At 57.0% G+C, this 22,119-nt stretch carries 16 protein-coding genes; all 16 read left to right on the top strand.

Translation table 11 applies throughout. The features are described 5' to 3' along the window. The first annotated feature begins 27 nt into the window (after window positions 1-27). The 16 genes from EQG79_RS01230 to EQG79_RS01155 all read left to right on the top strand — a co-directional run bounded on the left by EQG79_RS01230 (window position 28) and on the right by EQG79_RS01155 (window position 22,116). Complete coding sequence (locus EQG79_RS01230) at window positions 28-1,488, top strand: RagB/SusD family nutrient uptake outer membrane protein (RefSeq protein ID WP_129599209.1); 1,461 nt, start codon at window positions 28-30, stop codon at window positions 1,486-1,488. Window positions 1,489-1,570: 82 nt separating this feature from the next. Beyond that, a complete protein-coding gene (locus EQG79_RS01225) occupies window positions 1,571-3,481 on the top strand; it encodes a glycoside hydrolase 5 family protein (RefSeq protein ID WP_129599204.1) in 1,911 nt (636 codons plus the stop codon). Between the two features lie 65 nt (window positions 3,482-3,546). Next, the gene (locus tag EQG79_RS01220) at window positions 3,547-4,923 is read left to right on the top strand and encodes an endo-1,4-beta-xylanase (protein ID WP_129599199.1); all 1,377 of its coding nucleotides are present in this window, start codon (window positions 3,547-3,549) and stop codon (window positions 4,921-4,923) included. Between the two features lie 67 nt (window positions 4,924-4,990). Continuing rightward, window positions 4,991-6,184, top strand: a complete 1,194-nt coding sequence (locus EQG79_RS01215) for an enolase C-terminal domain-like protein (protein ID WP_129599194.1) — start codon at window positions 4,991-4,993, stop codon at window positions 6,182-6,184. Between the two features lie 14 nt (window positions 6,185-6,198). After that, on the top strand, window positions 6,199-7,611 hold the full coding sequence (locus EQG79_RS01210) for a glycoside hydrolase 5 family protein (RefSeq protein WP_129599189.1): 1,413 nt from the start codon (window positions 6,199-6,201) through the stop codon (window positions 7,609-7,611). Continuing rightward, on the top strand, window positions 7,611-8,399 hold the full coding sequence (locus tag EQG79_RS01205) for an SDR family NAD(P)-dependent oxidoreductase (protein WP_129599187.1): 789 nt from the start codon (window positions 7,611-7,613) through the stop codon (window positions 8,397-8,399). Before EQG79_RS01210 ends, EQG79_RS01205 begins: the two co-directional genes overlap by 1 nt. A gap of 13 nt (window positions 8,400-8,412) precedes the next feature. Then, window positions 8,413-11,376: a glycoside hydrolase family 2 protein gene (locus tag EQG79_RS01200; protein WP_129599184.1), complete on the top strand. Its 2,964-nt coding sequence runs from the start codon at window positions 8,413-8,415 to the stop codon at window positions 11,374-11,376. 12 nt (window positions 11,377-11,388) lie between these two features. After that, window positions 11,389-12,675 (top strand): MFS transporter, encoded by a 1,287-nt coding sequence (locus EQG79_RS01195; RefSeq protein WP_129599180.1) that lies wholly within the window; start codon window positions 11,389-11,391, stop codon window positions 12,673-12,675. A gap of 97 nt (window positions 12,676-12,772) precedes the next feature. Continuing rightward, window positions 12,773-13,486 carry an RraA family protein gene (locus EQG79_RS01190; RefSeq protein WP_077919978.1) on the top strand — a complete coding sequence of 238 codons (714 nt, stop codon included), beginning with the start codon at window positions 12,773-12,775 and terminating at the stop codon, window positions 13,484-13,486. A gap of 196 nt (window positions 13,487-13,682) precedes the next feature. Then, window positions 13,683-15,797: an outer membrane protein assembly factor BamB family protein gene (locus EQG79_RS01185; protein ID WP_129601105.1), complete on the top strand. Its 2,115-nt coding sequence runs from the start codon at window positions 13,683-13,685 to the stop codon at window positions 15,795-15,797. A 90-nt stretch (window positions 15,798-15,887) separates the two neighbouring features. After that, complete coding sequence (locus EQG79_RS01180; protein WP_129599177.1) at window positions 15,888-16,544, top strand: HAD family hydrolase; 657 nt, start codon at window positions 15,888-15,890, stop codon at window positions 16,542-16,544. 54 nt (window positions 16,545-16,598) lie between these two features. Continuing rightward, complete coding sequence (locus EQG79_RS01175; RefSeq protein WP_077919975.1) at window positions 16,599-17,771, top strand: site-2 protease family protein; 1,173 nt, start codon at window positions 16,599-16,601, stop codon at window positions 17,769-17,771. Between the two features lie 66 nt (window positions 17,772-17,837). Next, entirely contained in the window at window positions 17,838-19,211 is a 1,374-nt protein-coding gene (locus EQG79_RS01170) for a sensor histidine kinase (RefSeq protein ID WP_129599174.1), read from the top strand. 114 nt (window positions 19,212-19,325) lie between these two features. Continuing rightward, window positions 19,326-19,916, top strand: coding sequence for an RNA polymerase sigma factor (locus tag EQG79_RS01165; protein WP_077919973.1), 591 nt, complete (start codon window positions 19,326-19,328; stop codon window positions 19,914-19,916). Next, complete coding sequence (locus EQG79_RS01160) at window positions 19,913-20,689, top strand: tetratricopeptide repeat protein (protein WP_129599170.1); 777 nt, start codon at window positions 19,913-19,915, stop codon at window positions 20,687-20,689. The genes EQG79_RS01165 and EQG79_RS01160 overlap by 4 nt, the downstream gene beginning before the upstream one ends. A 17-nt stretch (window positions 20,690-20,706) precedes the next feature. Next, complete coding sequence (locus EQG79_RS01155) at window positions 20,707-22,116, top strand: S8 family serine peptidase (RefSeq protein ID WP_077919971.1); 1,410 nt, start codon at window positions 20,707-20,709, stop codon at window positions 22,114-22,116. Window positions 22,117-22,119: the final 3 nt, after the last annotated feature.

Genomic DNA, 22,119 nt, shown 5'->3' with positions numbered 1-22,119 from the left:
ACCCTTACTCTTCATGTTATCAATCCGATGAAATCTCTCATTCACATAGTCGCGCTATCACTCGCCGTTGTTGTCTTTACAGCCTGCGAGGAGGTACTGCAGGAATCGCCGAAGGCGGTAGCGGTCGAAACATTTTACAATACCGCCGGCGAGGTAGAAGCGGCCGTCAACGCGGCTTACGCCCAGCTTCGGGCCCCCAACAACATCAGCGGTCAGCTGGGCGCGCAGCTGGAAGCCTATACCGATTATAGCTACGGACGCGGGAGCTATCAGGTCCTGAGCGATTTTCAGGGGCTCAACAGTACCAATATTCCCCGTACCGATGCCGGCTGGACCCTTTTTTACCTGACCATCCGCAATGCTAATCTGGTTATTCAGAACGCGCCCAAAGGATCGTCGATCAGCCAGGCCGACGTGGCCCGCTACGTAGCCGAAGCCAAATTTCTCCGCGCGTTCAGCTATTTCTGGCTCGTGCGTAACTGGGGTGGGGTGCCAATCCGTACCGAAGCCACGCTCAATGAGCCGAACATAAAACGATCGACGGCCGAGGAGGTCTACACGCTGATTCTGGCCGATCTGAAAGAAGCCGAAACGGTATTGCCCGACAAAGGCGCGCAGGTAGGCCGGGCCACCAAGTGGGCCGCCAAGGCCGCGCTGGCGGAGGTCTATTTCTACCGGAACCAGTATGCCGAAGCGCGGGATAAAGCCAACGAGATTATCCAGTCGAAGCTGTTTTCGCTGGTGCCCGTTACGGTGGCCAACGACTTCGACAAAGTGTTTGGCCCCACCGTTGTATCGACGACCGAAGAAATCTGGTACCTGAAAATGACCCGGCAGGCCGGTCAGGGGCAATACTTGGCCATGTTTGCCCATCATCCGGGTTCCCGTCTCCACGGAGCCGGTGGGTTCTTCGCTCACTATACCGACGCGCAGGCCAACTCCGTCTTTAAAAACTGGGATAATGCCGATCTGCGCAAGGGCTACAACTGGTACAGCTGGAATATCGGTCTGGGAGCCAACTCGTTCCTCTGCAAAAAATTTGCCGATCCCCTGGCGCCGGGTAATGATGCGGCCGGTAACGACTTTCCGATCTATCGCTATGCGGACATCCTGCTGCTCTATGCCGAAGCCGCCAGCCGGGCTGGTAACGGACCTACCGCTGCCGCCCTCGACGCGCTGAATCAGGTACACCGCCGGGCCTATGGTCAGCCGCCCACCGTAGCCTCGGCCGTCGACTTCAAACTGGCCGATTACAACGCTACTTCGTTTGCCAATCTGGTCATTCAGGAACGGGGGTACGAAACCCAGTACGAAGCCAAACGCTGGCTCGACCTCAAACGCCTGGGCACCGCCGAACTGAAAGCCCGCATCAAGGCCGCTACGGGTAAAGACGTGGCCGACAAGCACCTGTTCTGGCCCATTCCCGTGGGTGAGCTGAACTTTAATACGGCGCTGGACCCCGCCAAAGACCAGAACCCAGGCTATTGATTGACAATGTTTAGGTATGATCCCGTCAGGTAGCTGACCTTATCGGCTACCTGATTTGTACCCCTCTTTGATTGATCAAGTTATGTTGAGAACAATCGTTCTGAGTATCGTTGTGATTCTGGTACTGGCCATCCAGCCACGCGCGAATGCCTTTACACATTTCATTACCAGAGATGGCGACCGGCTAAAGGACGGTAACCAGGTGTTCAGGTTCATATCGGTAAACACACCAACCATCAACGGGCATTATGACGGCTATAAACATACCAACCCGGCCAGTGGGTATGTCTATGATCCGGTAGAGCTCTCCTTTGAGATGGAAGCCCATTTTAAGGATATGGCCCAGATGGGGGTTACCGTCATCCGCACCTGGGGAATCACGGTTAACGATGGCTCGGGCGAATTTGAAGCCCTGGTTTCGGGTCCGCATACCTATAACGAAACGGCATTTCGGCGCATCGATAAAATGCTGGAATTGTGTAATAAGTATAACATCCGGGTCATTCTCTGCCTGGTCAAAGAAAACAGATACTGGGGCGGAACAGCTGCGTTCAGCAAGCTCTACGGCGGGGGCGACTACTACCAGTCAGCGGCTGTTAAAGCCGGCTTTAAGGAGTTGCTACAGACTGTTGTCAGTCGGAAAAATCGGTTTACGGGCGTATCATATAAAAACGACAAGGCTATACTGGCCTGGGAATTTGGCAACGAGGTGCCGAACAACCAGAGCGCCTGGATCGCCGAAATGGCCGGCTATCTGAAGAGTATTGACCCCAACCATCTGATTGCCGATCCGCGTCGGGCCAACGGGGTGCAGCAGATGAACGACATCGTGACGGATGTGCTGGCCAATAATACCAACATCGACATCGTCAAAACCCGGCAATACCCCAATTATCGGAACACGGTCGCCGAACTCTGGAACGAATGCCAGGGTAAACGCCCGCTGATTATCGACGAGTTTCAGCGCTTCGAGGGGTTCAAAGACGTTCTGGAAGCGGTTTGCAACACGGGCACCAGCGGGGCGCTGCTTTGGAGCCTGATGAAACCGCAGTATAATGGCGGCATTGGTGGCCATGCGCTGTTTCATTCCTATTCCTGGGGCGGCAGCCGCTGGCCCGGATTCGACAGTGGCGACTATTTCAAGGAACGCGAAAATCTGATGTTGGTCCGGGCGTATGGCTATAAAATCCGGGGAAAGCAGCTACCCGCCCTGCCTGCGCCGACGGATGCTCCCTACCTGTTTCCCAGTTTACGAAGCGATGCCGTCGCCTTAAAATGGCGCGTTTCGCCCGGCGCGAGATACTATATCGTCGAAAGAGCCAGTTCGGCAAAAGGGCCCTGGCAGGTGATCCGAACTGATCTGGACATCAGCTATCATCTTTATTTCTATCCGTTGTTCACCGATGCCAGCGCCATTCCCGGAAAGGCCTATTACTACCGAATTAAAGGTAAAAACGAGGCTGGTATATCGCCCGCATCGAATATAATCGGACCAGTAGTGCCCACATCCCGCATGGTGATGGATAACCTGAAAGACTTCTCACTGACCGCATCGCATTCCGACAATCTGCGGATCAGCCAGGAGACATGGCCCCGGCTCCGGCAAACCGAAGAAGATTTTTTTCAGGCGGAGCGGGTCGTCGGTAGTGAATCGGGCGAACTGGTGTACCGCGCCGATACGCTGAGCTGGATTGAGGTGATCGCTTTCAGCGACAAGGTAGATGCCGTTAGTCTGTTTTACTCGACCGATAGCTCATCCTGGACCGCACTGCCCGAGGGGGTGCTGCATAAAACCCACCGAACCGCCTACCCCAGCCAGATTTCCGGCAACAAGGATAATTCGATTGACAAGTATATCTATACCGTACCGGCATTACCCCACGGTACGGTTGCGGTCAGGGTCGTAACCGGCAACGCGGGGGCTACTAATACCTACCCCTGGCTTGCGCGGGTGCATCTCGGATTCAAAGGATCACTAAAAACAGCTAAATAGGCCAGCCAGCATTAACCTCTTTTCTAACGAACCTGCCAGCCAACTGGCAGGCTACTACCCTAAGTATGAAACAACTTGTCTTTGCCACCTGTCTGACGCTGTCGGCACTGCCGTTGTCGGCTCAGCTGTCTGACGACTACAAAAACCAGTGGGCCAGTCCCGCCGTGCAGCAGCGTATTGCCGACGGTATTCGCGAACATCGTATGGGAAACTTTACGGTGCGGTTTACGGATAAGGACGGAAATCCGGTTTCGCCGGGCGATGTCTCCTTGACCCAAACCCGCCACGATTTTCACTTCGGTGCCAATGGTTTTATGGTCAAAGGGTTCAAGAATCCGAAGGAGGATGCGCTGTACGAAGAACACTTTGCCCGGCTGTTCAATTTCGTCACTATTCCGTTCTACTGGCCCGAGCTGGAGCCCGAACCCGGCAAGCTGCGTTTCGACAAAGACAGCCCCTACAGCTACCGCCGACCGGCTCCCGACCTGGTGATGGAGTTTGCGCGGAAGCATGCCATTACCCCCAAAGGCCATACCCTCGTTTGGGATAATCCGCGCTGGTCCATACCGACCTGGCTCCCGAAGGATGAGAAAATCATGGAGCAGAAAATCAGCAAACGCATCGAGCAGATTGCGCAACGGTATGGCCACGAGATTCAGATTTGGGACGTTGTCAACGAAGTGACCGACCGGCATGCCGACGTGCTGATGCCCAAAGATTTTGCGTTCAAGGCCTTTAAAGAGAGTGAACGGGTATTTCCGAACAGCAATGTCTTTACCCTCAACTTCACGACCGCTATCTGGAAGCGGAGCAACAAACGCGAGTACAGCGCCGATTATCTGCTCACCGAAAGTCTGCTGCGCCGTAACGCGAAGATCAACGCCATCGGCCTGCAGTTTCACAACTTCAGCGAGCCGGAATACGAACAGATTGTGAAGGGCAAAGAGATGACTCCCACTACCTTATTCAACACACTCGACCTGTATTCCGACTTTAACCTGCCGCTGCACATCACCGAGATTACGGTTTCGGCGCTATCGGATAAAGGCCCTGATTACCAGGCGGTCATGGCCGAGAACTACTATAAACTGTGGTTCAGCCACCCAAAAGTAGAAGCCATTATCTGGTGGAATCTGGTCGACGGCACCGCGGCCCCGGCCGGGATCCGGGCCGATGGCAGCGTAATTCCCGGCGAAGACAAATGGAAAGGCGGGCTGCTGAACCGGGACTTTACCAAAAAGCCGGTTTACGACGTACTCGACCGGCTGATCAATAAGGAGTGGCGCACGAACCTGACCGTAAAACCAACTGCAAACGGAGCCAGCTACCGGGGCTTCTACGGTACCTACAAGCTGGTAACCCAGCTGAAAGGCAAGACGTACGAAAAAGAAATTCAATGCCCGAAAAGCGGCACACGCGACATCGTCGTAGTGCTGGATTAACCTAACAACCTGACAGATACCCTTTAACGGAACGGCCGTGACCAGTCGCCCGGTCGTTCATACCGCTATGAAAATCATTGACTTACGTACCCGTTGTGTCGCTATTCCGCTCAACGCTCAGCTCCGCCACAATACCGGCGTTCATCCGGGTTATTTTCTGCGCACCATTCTGGAAATCATCACCGACGAAGGGGTGGTGGGCCTGGGCGAAGTAGGCGGGGGCGATCAGCGGGGCGCTCTCCAGAAGCTGAAGCCGCGTATTGTGGGTGAAGACCCGTTTCACCTCGAAAGAATCAAGCTGAAAGTACTGCGCAGCATTTACTACATGTCCAATGCCCGCTTGTATGCCGCCATCGAAATGGCCTGCCTCGACATTCAGGGAAAGGTACTGAACCGCCCATTGAGCGATCTGCTGGGCGGTCGCGTACGGGACGAAGTGCCGTTTATTGCGTACCTGTTCTGGCGCTACGACCGCCCCGGCGATGGACGGCATGACGAAACCGCCGAAGACCTGGCCGATTTCTGCGTCGAACTGCACGAAACGCTGGGCGTAAACGCCATGAAGCTCAAAGCGGGGGTTATGGCGCCCAAAGAAGAGGTGCGGGTGCTCGAACTCTGCCGCCAGCAGCTGGGCGACGACTTCGGTCTGCGGATCGATCCGAACGGGCTGTGGTCGGTGCAGACCGCCGTACAGATGGGCCACCGGCTCGAAGACCTCAACATCGAATATTTCGAAGACCCGTCCTGGGGGCTCGAAGGCAACGCGGCCGTTCGGAAGCAGATCCGGATTCCGATCGCCACCAATATGTACCCCGCTCGCTTCGACGATCTCGCTCCGGCGATTCGGATGGGGTCGGTCGACATTGTCCTGACCGATATTCATTACTGGGAAGGCCCGCGCGGGGTAAAGGATCTGGTGGCCGTCTGTAACACCTTCAACCTGGGCGTAGCCATGCACTCCGGTGCCGAATTCGGTATCGAGCTGGCGGCCATGATCCATACAGCCTCGACGATTCCGACCATGAATTTTGCGGGCGATGCACACTACCACTACCTGACCGACGACATCATCGAGGGCGGGCTGATGCGCTACGAAAACGGCTGTATCAAGGTGCCAACCGGGCCGGGGCTGGGCGTATCGCTGGACGAGGACAAGATGACGTTTTACGAAAAATACTACGAAGAGAAAGGCGATTACTACGCCCGTTTTCATCAGGACCCGTACCGGCCTGACTGGTTTCCGACGGTGGGTGGGATGTAAACAACAGGGCTGTTATGTATTATTCTCTGACTCGAAACGTACTGCTGCTGGTGCTACTCATTTGTCTGGAGGGGGTGGCCCAGCCAAGCGCGTTTGTACGGGTAAGCAAAACCAATCCGAGGTATCTGGAGCTGGCGGGCAAACCTTTTATTCCGGTAGGCCCCAACATCTGCTTTGCCCGCCTGGTGACGAATGGTGACAGCCTGCTGGCCTACTACGACCACTATTTTGGTCGGCTGGCTGCCAGTGGCGGAAACTTTACGCGCGTCTGGTTAAGTACGCCTATGCTGGAAGTCGAAAAGCAGCAGCCGGGTTTGGTCGATAAACAAACCGAAACGCTGATCGACGGCCTGGTCGGGCTGGCCCAAAAGCACGGCATACGTATTAAATTCTGCCTGGAACATTTTCGCAAAGTTACCGGCTCACCGGCGCCCTTTCCGTCTTCCGTTCCGTTTGATAAGCCCGTTTATGCCGGGTCGATTTCGTCGATGGATGCGTTTTTTCGCTCGGAAAAGGGAAAGCAACTGTATCTGAACCGGGTCGCTTTTTTCGCCGGAAAATACCGCAACAACCCAACGATTTTCGGCTGGGAATTATGGAATGAGCTGAACTCGGTACGGGTCGACGACGAGTCCTTGCTGCTGACGTGGACAACCGACATGCTCGACAGGGTGAAGGCGCTGGTGCCGAATCAGCTGGTGATGCAAACGCTCGGAAGCTACGATTCGCCCAAACAGCATGAGCTGTACCGGACGTACTCGGCGCTGCCGAACAACGAGCTGGCGCAGGCCCATCGCTACCTCGACAAAGGGGCGTCCTTACCCGTTTGTCAGGCACCGATGGATGTTTTGGCCAGCGACGCGGTCAGCAGTCTACTGGCCCTGGCACCGGCAAAACCCGTTCTGCTGTCGGAAGTGGGTGCCGTGGAGCCTCACCATACCGGCCCCTTTTTGCGGTACCCGGCCGATACGCAGGGGACCTTACTGCACGACCTCCTGTTCGCTTCGTTCTTTGCGGGAGCGGCTGGGCCGGGGCAGAGCTGGCACTGGGATTATTACATCGAAAAAAATAACCTGTGGTGGCATTTCAGCCGATTCAACGAAGCCATAAGCGGCTTCGATCCAGTAGCGCAGCAGGCCGTACCCTTCCGGCTATCGGCCAACAATGGCCTGACGGTTTACGGCTTGCGGGGCCGGACAACTACCCTGCTTTGGGTGAGGGACACTGCCTCGAACTGGAAAAGCGAGCTGGAGGCTAACCGACCGGCAGCCGTGCTGTCCCGAAAAACCATAAAGCCGGGGCTTCCTGCCTCCCGAACGCTTTCCTTTTATGATCCCTGGAAAGGCGTCTGGACGAAGGGTACCCCTGGCAAAGCGCTGTCGCTGCCAGATTTCTCCCGGTCAATCATCGTAAAACTGGACTACTGATGGAGTCAACACCAAAAAAAGCCCTGGTAACGGGTGCCTCCCGGGGAATAGGTAAGGCCATTGCGCTCCGTCTGGCCGACGAAGGCCATGAGGTGGTGGTGCATTTCCACGAGAACCAGGCCGAAGCCGCCGGAGTCGCTGAAGCCATTCGGGAGAAGGGCGGAACCGCGCATGTATTGCAGGCCGATCTGTCGGATGTAAAACAGGCCATTCGACTGGGCGAGGTGGCCTGGGACATGACCGGCGGGCTGGATATACTGGTGAACAATGCCGGGGTATCGTACAAACGCCATTTTCTGGACGTTACGGAAGCCGACTTTGAGCTGTTCAACGCCGTCAATTTCCGAAGCACCATGTTCCTGACCCAGTCGGTGGCCCGCAACATGGTCAGGTATCAGGTAGCGGGCAGCATCTGGACAGTTACGTCGGTCAATGGAATACGGCCGGGGCTGGGACTGAGCGTGTACGGAGCAACCAAAGGGGCGCTGGAAACCCTGATGAAAGGCATAGCCATGGAGCTGGGGCCGCACCAGATTCGGGTAAACACGGTGGCCGTCGGGGCCGTGCAGACCGATATCAACCGGGATGTATGGGAGAACCCCGACCTGCTTCAGACGGTGAACAACGGTATTCCCGCCGGTCGGTTCGGCCTGCCCGACGAGATCGCCGGCGTACTGGTCGATTTAATCAATTCCGGTAGCTACATGACCGGTACTACCATCACCATCGATGGTGGACTCCTGCTGATGCGGGGGTATGGACAGGTAAAACCATACGAAACCAACTAACCGAAAGCGCAGCATGAAGATATATAGCGCACTCTTTTTGGGCCTGTGGCTGCTAACGAGCGGAGTGTCGGCCCAGTCTGACATGACCGCCAGAAAGCTCTGGCAACCGTACCGCATAACCCCCCGAACGGGCGCGCAGCACATCGATTTGTCGGGCCGTGGCTGGGAACTGTCGTATGCCGATAAGCCGGTAACGGACCTGAAGCAGAGCCGCCAGGGGGCTTTTCAGACGACCATCCCTAACTCGGTTCACTGGTCGCTGTTCAAGGCCGGCAGGTTGCCGCATCCGTATTATAACCGCAACTCAACCCAGTACCGCTGGGTCGAAGAAAAGGCCTGGTACTACAAAAAGACGGTCGACGTGCCGGCAGCTGCCCGGGATAACTTTGTTTTTCTCTGTTTCGACGGCGTCGACTACTTCTCGAAAGTCTGGGTCAACGATAGCCTGGTGGGGGTTCATGAGGGCATGTTTGGCGGGCCTACCGTTGAGGTGAGCCGTTTCCTGAAGCCGGGCGGCAAAAACGACATCACGGTAGAGGTGCGGGCGGGTAACTGGGGAAACCGGGCAACCGACTACGAGAACCTGCCCCGCACAGCCTCGGGCGAATTCGATTACTCGAAACGAACCGGCTTTAATCCCCGCGCCACTGGTAAAATCATTAAGCCGTGGGTGATTTCGGGTGGCTCGGGGGGTGAACCGTTTTTCTCGGTGGGTATGTGGCAGGGCGTCCGGCTCGAAATTGTACCGCCCTTTCATCTGGAACGGCCGTATATGACCACCCGAAGCCTGACGGCCAGCGCGGCCCAGCTGCACCTCTCGGCCGAAGTATTCGCGCAGGCCCACTCGCTCCAGAAACAGCTTCACCCCTGGAACAACACCCAGCTAAACCACCCCAACGAAAAAGGAACCGTTTTCAAGCCGGTGGCCGAAACGCTGAGTGTGCTGGTCGAACTCAGGCCAAAGGCAATGGCGCCAGCGACCGGGTCCGGCGGTCAGTCGCCCAGGACCAAGCCGGGCGAGGGTTTCAGCCGCGAGTACCCGGTTACCGCCTATGAAGGCCGTATCTGGCTCGAAGAGGACATCACTCTGCCGAACCCGAAGCGCTGGAATCCGAACGGTATGGGCGACCCGAACCTGTACGACGTCAGCCTGACGCTGAAGCAGAACGGCAGCCCGGTAGACCGGATGCAGTTTGACTATGGCATCCGTACCATTGAGCGCGTACCCACCGCCGGGCCGCGCACCGCCGACCGGTGGGAAAACTGGCAGTTTATCGTGAACGGGCAGAAACTCTTCGTGAAGGGAATGAACTTCACCCCGCAGGATATCCTGCTCGATCTGCCCCGCGAACGCTACCGCTGGACCCTCGAAGCCGCCAAAAAAATGGGCGTACAACTGATCCGCATCTGGGGCGGGGGGCTGCTCGAAACCGATCACTTCTACGACATCTGTAACGAGCTGGGGCTGATGGTCTGGCAGGATTTTCCGATCGGAAACCAGGATACGCCCGACTATCCGCAGGATGTCTGGGAAGCGCAGGTAGTGCAGAATATTTTCCGGCTTCGGAACCACCCCTCGCTCGCGATCTGGAACGGTGGTAACGAGTTTAACCCATACTCGTACGGCAATGCCGCTTCCATGGGCATCATCGAACGGAACCTGGATATCTTCGATAAGTCGAGGCTGTTTGTCCGTACCACCCCCGACGATGGCTCCATGCACGCCTATCCCGACATGGACCCCAGCTGGTATAACCGCAGCTACAAGTTTGAGCCGTGGGTGTCAGAAACGGGTATGCATAGTATTCCCGAAGCGGGTGTATTTCTGGAGACTGTCGACAATAAGGAGTTTACCGGGCTGGGCAAGATGTGGGATAAAGCGTTTGGCCCCGCGCACCCCGATTTCATTCATCACTTTACCGAATACGGCCCCGGTCGGGTGCCGCGTATGCTGAGCCGGGCGTCGCACATTGCCGACATGGCCGATCCAACGCTCGAGTCCATCTCCGAAGCGTCGCAGATTGGGGCGGGGGAATTTTATCAGGTCTTCTCGGAAAAGATGCAGGGTAACTACCCCGTTACGGCTGGGCTGATGCCCTGGGTGTTCAAACGCCACTGGCCCGTCATTGCTATTCAGCTGATGGATTGGTTCGGACAGGCAGCCGCTCCGTACTATTTTCTGAAACGCACCTACGAGCCGACCCACGTAGCCATCGACCTGCCCCGGTTGATCTGGGCGTCCGGCGAAACCATCGGGCTGACCGCCAAGGTCACCCACGCCCAGCCGCAGGCACTGGCCGGTCATACGGTACGTGTAACGGTGCTGGATGATGGGTTCAACCCACTCTGTAAAGCCACCAAGCCGCTCGCCATTGCGGCCGGGCCCTCCGTCAGTTCGGCAACCATCGGGGCGTTTGCGATCCCGGCTGCCTATAAAGACCGCTTCCTGTTTGTCGTGGCTGAACTAACCGACGCGTCGGGCAAGCTGGTATCGCGCTCCATTTATTACCCGCGTTCGCTGACGATGATGGACGACAAAACCACTCACGATAGGTACGTAGCGGAACCCGTAGCCTGGCCGGCGATCGAGAAAGGACCTTTCCTGAAAGCAACCGTTCAGAAAACAACCACCACGCTCGAAAGCAAACTGCTGTCGATGAAGCCGCTCGACGATAGCCGCTCGCAACTAATGGTGCAGGTACGGAACGCAGGCACGACGCCCGCCTTCATGACCCGACTCGACATTGCCGGGGCCAGACGCGCCCTCGTTGCCGATGACAACTATTTCTGGCTGGCCCCCGGCGAAGTCCGGACCCTGGCCGCTACGGTGCTCTGGCGGGGCGACACCCAGCGGCCCGACGCTCCCCGCGAACGGCCAGCCGGAACGGTATCGGTCACTGTCAGTGCCTGGAACGCGCCGGTGGTGAGCCTGCCGCTGGATACCAAAGCGCTGCTGGTTCAGAAAACAAGCAAGTAAACCCGATCCAACATGAACCCATCCGAACCACCAGGAATTGTGCCGATACCAGAGGCCGCCCGCCCGAAACCGCCCCAGGCGCCCGTTCGCTGGACCCTGCTGATCCTGCTATGGCTGGCCTTTTTCCTGAACCAGGCCGACCGGCAGATCTTCAGCGTGGTGCTACCGCTCATCCGGACCGAGCTGGGCCTGACCGACGCGGAGCTGGGCCTGATTGCGTCGGCGCTGGTCTGGACCTATGGGCTGCTGGTGCCGGTAGCGGGCTTCATTGGCGATCGGTTCTCGCGCCGGAATATCATCGGGTTCTGCCTGCTGTTCTGGTCGGGGGCCACCCTGTTTACGGGCCTGTGTTCGTCGGTGGTGCAGTTTGTTTTGCTGCGGGGCGTCGGAACGGGTGGGGGCGAAGCCTTCTACGCGCCATCGGCCAACGCGATGCTGGGCGAGAACTACCGCCATAACCGGTCCTTTGTCTTGTCCATTCACCAGTCGGCCGTTTATTTCGGGATCATCCTGAGCGGACTGATTGCGGGCTACATTGGTGAACGATACGGCTGGCGTCATGCTTTCTACCTGTTTGGCGGACTGGGGATCGTGCTGGCGGCTGTCTTCTTCCGACTCATTCCCGAAGACGTACCGGCCGCCGGGCCCGCCAGCCGACAGGAATCCACGACTCAGATCGTGGCCACGGCCCGGGCCATTATCCGGAAACCAACGGTGATACTGCTTACCCTGGGGTTTGGCTGCATGGTATTCGTGAATGTGGGGTATCTGACCTGGATGCCCTCGTTTCTGGTCGATAAGTTCGGGCTGAGTCTCACGCAGGCGGGTTTCTCCGCGCTTTTCTATCACCATGCGGGTGCTTTTCTGGGCGTACTGTCGGGCGGGAAGCTGGCCGATCATTTTGCCCGCGTCAACCCCCGCAACCGACTCGTGATCCAGGCGCTTGGGCTGTTGCTGGGCGCGCCCTTCATCTACTGGATCAGCATGAGCCAGAGTCAGGCCATGACCTACGCAGCCCTGTTTGGCTTCGGCATATTCCGGGGCTGGTACGACTCCAACATCGTGGCTTCCCTGTATGAGGTAGTAGCACCCACCATCCGTTCATCGGCCTACGGGCTGATGCTGGCCTGTGCGTTTCTGATCGGCGCATCGGCTCCTTATCTGCTGGGCGTGCTGAAACCAACGCTCGGGCTAACCATTGGGCTGGCCAGCCTCTCGGGTGTATATGTGGTCGGGGGGCTACTGATCGGGGCGGGGGCTATCTGGTTTTTTGAGGCCGATAAAGAACATAGCCTGTAAAGGGCAAGCGTCGACGCATCGGCCTGGTCAGCCTTGTGTTGCCTGAAACTAACTGACTGAACGTATTGAAATTGTAACTTATAAATCAACTGATTACATGGAAATCATTGCTAACGATTATCCCGTCCGCAAGCACTTCGTAGACTACGACACCGCCGAAGTAGCTTACCGCTACAAAAAACTGTATGCCGCGCTGATCTCGGATGCCCTCGAAGGGCTGGGCTACCACAACCAGTGTATGTCGAGCGGTATCTACCCGCTGGTTCATACCATGAAAGTGGCCGGGCCTGCGTTTACCGCCCATGGTATCGCGACGCCCAGCCGCGACCATAAAGTGCATGATATTCGGCTGGGTATGTTCAAGAGTATGACCGATGGGGTTGTGCAGATCCGCGATACGCAGGGCGACACCTCCTGCGGGCAGTTTGGCGAAATATCCGCCACCGCGGCTGCCGCTGCGGGTTGTGTAGGGGCTGTCATTGACGGGTCCACGCGCGACTCCAATTACCTGATCGATATGGGCTTCCCGACGTTCTGCCGGTTTCGGAATCCAGTCGAGGCTTTTGGCCGGTTCATGGTGGTCGATTACCAGATTCCCATTTACGTCAAAGGCATGAGCGGCCAGCTGCAGGTGAATCCCGGCGACTACATCTTCGGCGATAACGACGGGGTGGTGGTGGTGCCGCAGGAGCTGACCATCAAAGTGCTGGAAATTGCCGAACAGGCCTTTGCCGATGAGGCTCAGAGTCGTCAGGCGATGGCTACCGGTCGCGATCCGTTCGAGGTCTATCAGGAGTTTGGTCGTTTCTGAGCCGATTGGTTATTCGGTTGACTGCCCGTTCGCCTGTCCATTCCGGTTTCCGGGCAGGTGAACGGGCGGGTTGGTGGACGAGTAAAAAGAGCGGCTACCCACGCTTCGTTCACGAATGGGCAGGCTGTACTGACCGGCCCGGATTGTCGACCGTTCTAGTTATTCCGAATTGGATAGTATGGCTTACCTGTCTGAAATGCAACGTGTGCTGCTCGGGGTTGTGTCTGTTTTAGGCTCGGCGGGCCTGATGCTTAATAGCCCCGAACCGAATACCGACTGGCCTGAATACAACGGCGACGGGCAGCGCAGCCATTACTCGCCCCTGGCTCAGATTACGCCCGCTAATGTGCAGCGGCTGGAGGTGGCCTGGCGTTATGCGTCGGGTGGGGCCGATACCGTTGGGAACCGAACCCAGATGCAGTGCAACCCGATCGTTATAGGCGGTATCCTCTACGGTGTGTCGGCCAATACCCAGGCCTTTGCGGTGAACGCAGTTACCGGTAAAGAAATCTGGAAAACGAACCTGCCCGATACCGACGGCACCACCAGCCGGGGCGTAACCTACTGGACCGACGGCACCGACGAGCGGATCTTCTTCGGGGCCGGTAACAACCTCTACGCGCTACGGGCCCGCACCGGCACCCGGATCGAGTCCTTCGGACAGGGCGGCTATATCGACCTTAAGCAAGGCATCGACCGACCCGGTGGCGACAACTACGTTCGGGCCAATACGCCCAACACCATCTACAAAAATCTGATCATCGTGGGGGCCCGGCTGGCCGAAGGCGAAACCGCGCTGCTGGGCGACGTGCGCGCCTACGACGTACGCACCGGCCGAACGGTCTGGACCTTTCGCACCATTCCGCAGCCGGGCGAGTATGGGTACTCGACCTGGTCGCCCGCCAACCCCCGCCAACGGCTGGGTGGGGCCAATGCCTGGGCCGGCATGGCTATTGACCGGCAGCGGGGTATCGTCTTTGTACCCACCGGATCGGCCGCCTATGACTTTTACGGAGGAAACCGAAAAGGCGATAACCTGTTTGCCAACTGCCTGCTGGCGCTCGATGCCGCCACCGGGAAGCGCCTGTGGCATTTTCAGTTCGTTCACCACGACATCTGGGATCGCGACCCGCCCGCGCCCCCCAACCTGCTGACGGTCGTGCAGAAAGGGTCGGACGGCAGGCCCCGACGCATCGACGCGGTGGCTCAGATAACCAAACAGGGACACGTGTTTGTCTTTGATCGGGTAACGGGCAAACTCTTGTTTCCGGTCGTTGAACAACCGTTTCCCGGCGATGCCGTAGCGGGTGAGCAGACCAGCCGCACCCAGCCAATTCCCCTGAAACCTGCCCCGTTTACGCAGCAGACCTTTACCGAGAAAGACATTAACCCCTGGGCTTCGGACCGGCCGGCCCTGGTAGCCATGCTGCGAAAAGCCCGCACCGGCAGCCCGTATATACCCCTGACGGCGGAGACGACCATCTTCTTTCCGGGCACCGACGGGGGCGCACAGTGGGGCGGAGCCGCTACCGACCCGCAAGGAACCATCTACATTCCGGCCAAGCAGAACCCCTGCTATTCGACGCTTATCCTGAAAGACCAGCCCGCCGGGAAAGCCCTGGTGTCGACGGCGCAACTGTACAAGGCAAACTGTTCATCCTGCCACGGAGCCGACCGGCGCGGCAATCACGACGGGTCGTATCCGTCGCTGCTCGGGATCGACCGGCGGCTCTCGGCGGAGGCTATTCATCAGGTGGTACTCAGGGGGCGGGGTATGATGCCCGGCTTCTCTCATTTACCCGAAGCGGAACGGAAAGCCATCGTCGACTATCTGCTGAACAAAACCACCCCGGCTCAGGCGAGTCGGGCTCGTACCCGTGATGTACCTTACCAGCATACGGGCTATAACCGCTGGTACGACAGCCAGGGCTATCCGGTCAGTGCGCCACCCTGGGGTACGCTGACCGCCATTGACCTCAATACGGGCGAACACCGGTGGCAGGTGCCGCTGGGCGAGTACCCCGAACTGACCGCCAGAGGCATTCCGCCTACCGGCACCGATAATTACGGAGGGCCACTGGTAACGGGCAGCGGGCTGCTGTTCATCGCGGCCAGTAAAGACAGCCAGTTGAGGGCCATCGACAAAAAAAACGGCAAGATCGTCTGGCAAACAAGCCTGCCGGCTGCCGGCTACGCGACCCCGGCTACCTATTCGGTAGGTGGTCGGCAGTTTGTTGTGATTGCCTGTGGCGGGGGCAAGCTAAAATCAAAATCGGGCGATCAGTATGTGGCCTACGCGCTGGCCCCCTGACCGGCATAAATCGGAAAGAGGACGGATACGGGTTGTGTGCTATTCTACCCGTATCTTTGGTTTTCTGAACGTACCGCTTATCGGCCAGTTATGCAGCCTACACTCGACCCCGCAACGCTCAAAAACCTTATTTTCGACCTCGGCGACGTTATTATCCCCATTGACCTGACGGCCCCGATCCGCAATTTTGCCATGCTGGCCAACATGCCCGAAGACGACGTACGGGACCTCTGGCAGCAGCACGATTTCCTGAATCACTACGAGACCGGCCTGATCGACGACGACGCCTTCCGCAACCATGTCCGGCAACTGATCAGCCAGTACAGCGATGCACCCAAAGGCTGGGCCGACGAAGTCATCGATACGGCCTGGAATACGGTGCTGCTCGATCTGCCTGTGGAGCGCATCGAGCGCATCAAACAGCTGCGGACCCGCTACCGGCTGTTCCTGCTGAGCAATACCAGTCCCATCCATATCCGGCAGGTCAACCAGGTGCTGACCGGCATGGGGCAGCCAGCGCTGGAAGAACTCTTCGAGACGGTGTTCTATTCGTATGACCTCCGGATGGCCAAACCATCGCCCGGGATCTATCAGCACGTGCTGACCCAGGCTGGCATCCGGGCCGAAGAAACCGCTTTCTTCGACGATAACGCCCTGAACATCCGCGCAGCCGCCGAGTTAGGTATTCAGGCGGTTCAGGTGCAGCCACCCCTGACGATGCTGGACTACGTAAAGGATTTATCGTGATGCGGTCATACCGCCTTTCTGCTCACTGAACGGGTTTGTACCCGCGTTTTCGACATGAACCAGCGCACTCGTACCTACCTCCTGCACGGAGGTCTTTTTTTGCTTACCCTGATTACCACCACCCTCTCAGGAGCGGAATGGATGTTTGGCCGGCTCTTCATCGCCATCGAGGACATGAAACCCCTGGGCTGGGCCGAGTTTGTGGCCGGATTGCAGTTTTCGGTGCCCTTTCTGGCTATTCTGACCGTACACGAGTTTGGCCATTACTTTACCGCAAAGGCCAACCGGGTGCGGGTAACCCTGCCGTATTATATACCGCTCTGGTTCCTGGTCGGGCAAAGCATCGGTACGCTGGGGGCCTTTATCCGGATCAAAGATTACATCGGCAGCCGACGCAAGTACTTCGACATTGGTATTGCCGGACCGCTGGCCGGATTTGCGCTGGCGCTGGTAGTGCTCTGGTACGGATTCACCCACCTGCCGCCCCCGGAATACGTCTTCAGTATCCACCCGGAGTACCAGAAATACGGCCTCGATTATGGGAAGTACGTGTATGCTAACCTGCCCCCGGGCGGAGCCGTAGGGCTGGGCGATAACCTGCTGTTCTGGTTTTTTAAAACGTATGTGGCCGATCCGGCGCGGGTGCCGCACCCTTACGAAATGGTTCATTATCCGTTTCTGCTGGCGGGGTATCTGGCCCTGTTCTTCACCGCGCTCAACCTGATTCCCATTGGTCAGCTGGATGGCGGACATATTCTGTACGGACTTATTGGCCGGACGCGGTTTAATCGGGTAGCGCCGGTGCTCTTCACGGGCTTTGTCTTCTATGCCGGACTTGGGGTCTTCAAACCCGCCGATTTTGCCGTGCCTACCGACGATGCTTTTTTCTCACAGCTGGGGTATTTCGGACTTTATGTGCTGTTTCTCTACCTGTGTTTCTCCAGAATAGACGAACAGGATGGTCCCCGGGCGGGCTTTCGCATGACTCCGCTACTCGTAACCCTCAGTGTTGTTATGGCACAGCTGGTCATCTCTTCGTTCCGGCCCGACTGGGAAGGGTATTCGGGGTTTCTGGCCTTTGCCTTTGTGCTGGGCCGCTTTCTGGGTATTTACCATCCCGAAACCCAGCTCGACGAACCACTCGATGGTAAGCGGCAACTACTGGGCTGGCTGGCGCTGCTGGTGCTGGCTCTTTGTGTGAGTCCACGTCCGTTTCTGATTCCCTAGGAAAATTCGGGCTTACTCGTATGTTTGTAGGATAACTGGTTGACCTATTGATCATAGGCTTTTAGTATGGCTTTACCTGCCGCCTACACGACGCTACGCCTATTCCTCGACGGCATGCTATGCATGATGGCGCTGTATGCCCTGCTGAGCTATTTTCAGCAGCAGAAGTCGATCTACTGGCAGTATGCGCTCTATATCCTGTGTATGGTCGCTACCTTCTGGATCGATGACATCGGCTACGGTAAGGTCGATTACCTGCCCGGAGCCGATTACCGGGCCGCCCTGCTCGAAACCATTGCCTTTGTCCTCTACATCCGGTTTGCGGTGCTGTTGATGAACATTGCGGTGCAGGATTCCGTCAGCTACCGGATACTCTGGGTCATTACCACCATACTGATGGCCGGGGCTCTGCTCGATACGGTGCTGTGGCTGGCCGGAGCTTCCGACAGCCTGCGGAGTACTTTGTATACGATCAACCGGTTCAGTGTGGCGGCTGGTGCGCTGCTGGTGATGCCCCGGATTCTGCGGCTGCGGCAGGCTGTGGTGACCTACTTTATTGTCGGATCGCTGCTGTTTACGTCGGGTTGTCTGCTGGCCCTCTGTATAAATTTCATTCCGGCGCTGTTTACCCGCCAGATCGACCATCCGTTTACGTACCCGATAACATTCATGCAACTCGGCGTGGTAGGCGAAGTATTGTGCTTCACGCTGGGTATGTCGCTGCGGAACCGCGAGAATGAACAGGAAAAAATAAAATACCAGGCGCAACTGATCGAGCAACTCCTCGAAAACGAACGGAAACAGCAAAAACTTCAGCGCATCCGCGACGACATTGCCCGCGACCTGCACGACGACGTAGGCTCTGACCTGAGTAGTATCAACCTGCTCAGCCAGGCAGCCGCCCGCCAGCTCGACCGCCAACCCGACGAAGCGCGCGCCCTGATCCTGACCATCGGGCAGACATCCCAGCGGGTGGTAGCCACCATGCGCGAAATAGTCTGGAGTCTGAACTCGGCGCAAACGTCGCTGGAGAGTTTTTCATTCCGCCTGCGCGAAACGGCCAGCCTGCTCTTCGATCACCAGCCTACGGAGCTTCATCTGGATTTGCCGCTCGACAGCGATCCTACCTGGGTTCTGCCGGCCGAAGGACGGCGGGATCTGTTTCTGATGGTGAAAGAGATGCTGCATAACGCCGTCCGACACGCGCAGGCGTCGCATGTCTACGTGCAGGTAAGACAGCAGGCCGGCGTACTCCAGGTCAGTGTGCGCGATGATGGGCGGGGGTTTAGGGTAGCGGATCGGACAACCGGCAACGGACTAAGAAGCCTGAACCAGCGGGCCGCATCGCTGAGCGGGCAACTCCATATAGAGTCAGCGCCCGGAGCCGGTACCCTCGTTACGTTTCAGTGCCCGCTGGCCGAAGACGTCGTCATAGCCTGAGCCGGATCGTGATGCAGGCCGGTGCTGTCAGGGACTAATTATCGAATGATCCTAGTCTTTATTGCCTGTTTTTGTCTACTTTACGTCCCATAAACCTCTCTTTCTCTACTTCTTATGGAGCCTTTACGCCGGCAGTTATCGGACGCGGATTTGATGGCGGGTATCCGGTCGGGTGGTACACAGCGTCGGCTCTTTGAAAATAAGCTGTACGAAAAATACGATTACCTCATTGCCGACGGGGTGCGAAAACACCGGCTGACCGAAGACGATTGCGCCAGCGCTTACTCCGATTCGGTCCTGACTCTCTTCGAACACATTACCACCGGCCGGTTTGAGGGCCGTTCGGAGCTTAAAACGTATCTCTATCAAATTTTTTCGAACAAATGTGTTGACGCTATTCGGAAAAAGACGACTAACCGAAGTAGTGTCCACGATGCCCTGTCTCTCGACGATACGCTCCTGCAATTACCCGATGAAGCCCGTTCGGCGGTACAGCGGCTCATTGCCCAGAGCGACGTAGACGCCCTGCACCGGCATCTGCGCAGTATCGGCGATAAGTGCCGCGCCATGATTCTGGCCTGGGGAGAAGGGTATTCTGACGACGAAATTGCGCAGACCATGGGCTACAACACGGCCGCTGTGGCCAAAACCAGCCGACTGCGCTGTATCGAAAAGTTGCGCGAACGCTATCGCGATATGCTATGAACGATCTGGAGATCATTGAAAACTACCTGAACGGTCAACTCTCCGCCGACGAACGAACGCGGTTTGAGACCTCGCTCCGCACTGACCCGGCCCTTGCCGATGCGCTCGCCTTTTACGTGCTGACCAAACAGGTAGCCCGGCAGGAAGCCCGCGAGCAGCGCCTGGCCGAACTGGATGCCCTGCGCCGGAACAAACATCCGCAACCGCCCATACACACCGGGTCCGACGAACCGACCGTGGCAACCCCCCGGCGCCGGTTGGCGCCTATGCGCTGGGTTGCAGCCGCCAGTGTCCTGTTGCTGCTGGGACTGGGCTGGTACATCTTCCGGCAGGCTGGCGGGCCAACAAGTGCCGTAGAACTGGCCGACACTTACCTCAACCAGCAATACGGTCAGTTGAGCACGACCATGAGTGGCGGCCCGGCTGACCGGCTTAAACAGGGTATTGACCTGTATAACCAGCAAAAATTCCAGGAAGCTGAACTGATTTTTAATCAGCTACTTACCGAGCAGCCCGATAATGACCGCGTCCTGAAACTGGCCGGGCTTGTTGCCCTGCGACAGGCAAATTACGACGAAGCCATAGCGCGTTTTCACCGCCTGAGTCAGCGAACAGACCTGTATTCGAATCCAGGAACGTTCCTCGAAGCACTCGCCCGGCTCAAACGGAATCAACCGATGGATAAAGAGCAGGCCAAAAAGTTGCTTGACGAGGTCATTACCAGCAACTTGGAAGGCAAAAGTACCGCGCAGTCTCTTGTTAAACAGCTGTAATTAACCTATACCCAGTTATGTCCCACTCTCAGGAAAAACCCATGTTGAACCCAGGGCGCCCCAATTTCCATGTGAAGGTTAAGCGGTTATATGAAAAAGGTGAGCTCGTTCCCGATACGGTGCCAGACGAGATTGACCCCCGCCGACTGGTAGTACGTAATCAACTGGTTGCGCTGTTCGAAAAGCCGTTGGAGGTGGACCAGGAGAAGACCTTAAGTCTCGTGGGTGTCGGGGGAAGGGACAAACGGGAAGTAGTGATCAGCGAAGCACGGGTCATCAAACGATCCCACTGTAACCCGAATCTGGTATTGCTCGAAGGTAATAACGCGCACCTGTTAACGGAGGATATAAAAATTACTTCTGGTCCCACTCTCGATATAGTCAAGAGTAGCGCCAATGATGTACACTACTCCGAGGGCGGTACCATTACTCCTCCGCCCAAAATCCTGGATTCCAGCGGGCCGGGCAACCCGAACCCACCGCGAATAAAACCGGCATTGTTCGATTTTCAACTCCGGCGCATCATCCGTGATTCGTCGGCCTGGCAAGATTTTCCGATTGTGGGCATTATGGATACGGGTATCGATTTTTCATACCCTAATACTGAGTCGATACCGATTCAGTTTAACGGCGGTAAACCCCTGTGCAGAAAAACCATTGAACCCGATTTTATCGGCTGGGATTTCGTACACGACCAGAACTATCCCTACGACGACAACGACCGGAGCAAGCACGGAAGTCGTATTGCGGCCATCATCAGCAGGCAGATGGAGCACAAGGTTCGCATTCTGCCGCTGAAAGTCATCGACAAGTACGGTATAGGCCAGTTATTCGATATTCTCTGCTGCTTCGAATACCTGCTCCACTCCGACAGTTTGCCTCAAAAGCCGGTAGCGATCAATGCCAGCTGGGGATTTTATCAGTCGACAGAAGACAAACTATTGAGTAGTTATATACCGCGTCTGCAGGACGCGGGAATCTGGCTGGTCAATGCAGCTGGCAACGAGGGTGATGTGAAAAATAATAAGACTGTAGATCTGGGCGATGAGCGCAGATGGCCTTCTTGTTATAGTGACCAGTTTGCCAGCGTAGTGACGGTTACAACCGTGAAGCGAACCCCTCTGCTGGGTTTCGAGACGGTCGAAAACTTTTCAAAGAGGTTTGTTAATATGGGTATCGGCAGCGGAAACGATGGCAAATTTATTGAGCCGCTGGTGTCGGAAGACAATTCACCTCCGGTTACGTTTCCGCCGGTAAAGGGATCATCGTTTGCTACGCCATTTGCGGTTGCGCAAATCGTGAAATGCAACCAGCGCCCCACCACCATACCGGAGCGTCTGAGGATGCTCACGTCGATACCGGGCCGAATCACCGCGCTCACCGAGCGGATCGATCAGGGTACGGTTGTTCCGGTCGAGACGAACTAAGGC

The sequence above is a fragment of the Spirosoma sordidisoli genome (assembly GCF_004138325.1).
GTDB classification, from domain to species: Bacteria; Bacteroidota; Bacteroidia; order Cytophagales; family Spirosomataceae; genus Spirosoma; species Spirosoma sordidisoli.
The sequence above is the reverse complement of the archived record's forward strand: the minus strand, read 5'-3'. Positions and strand labels throughout refer to the sequence as shown.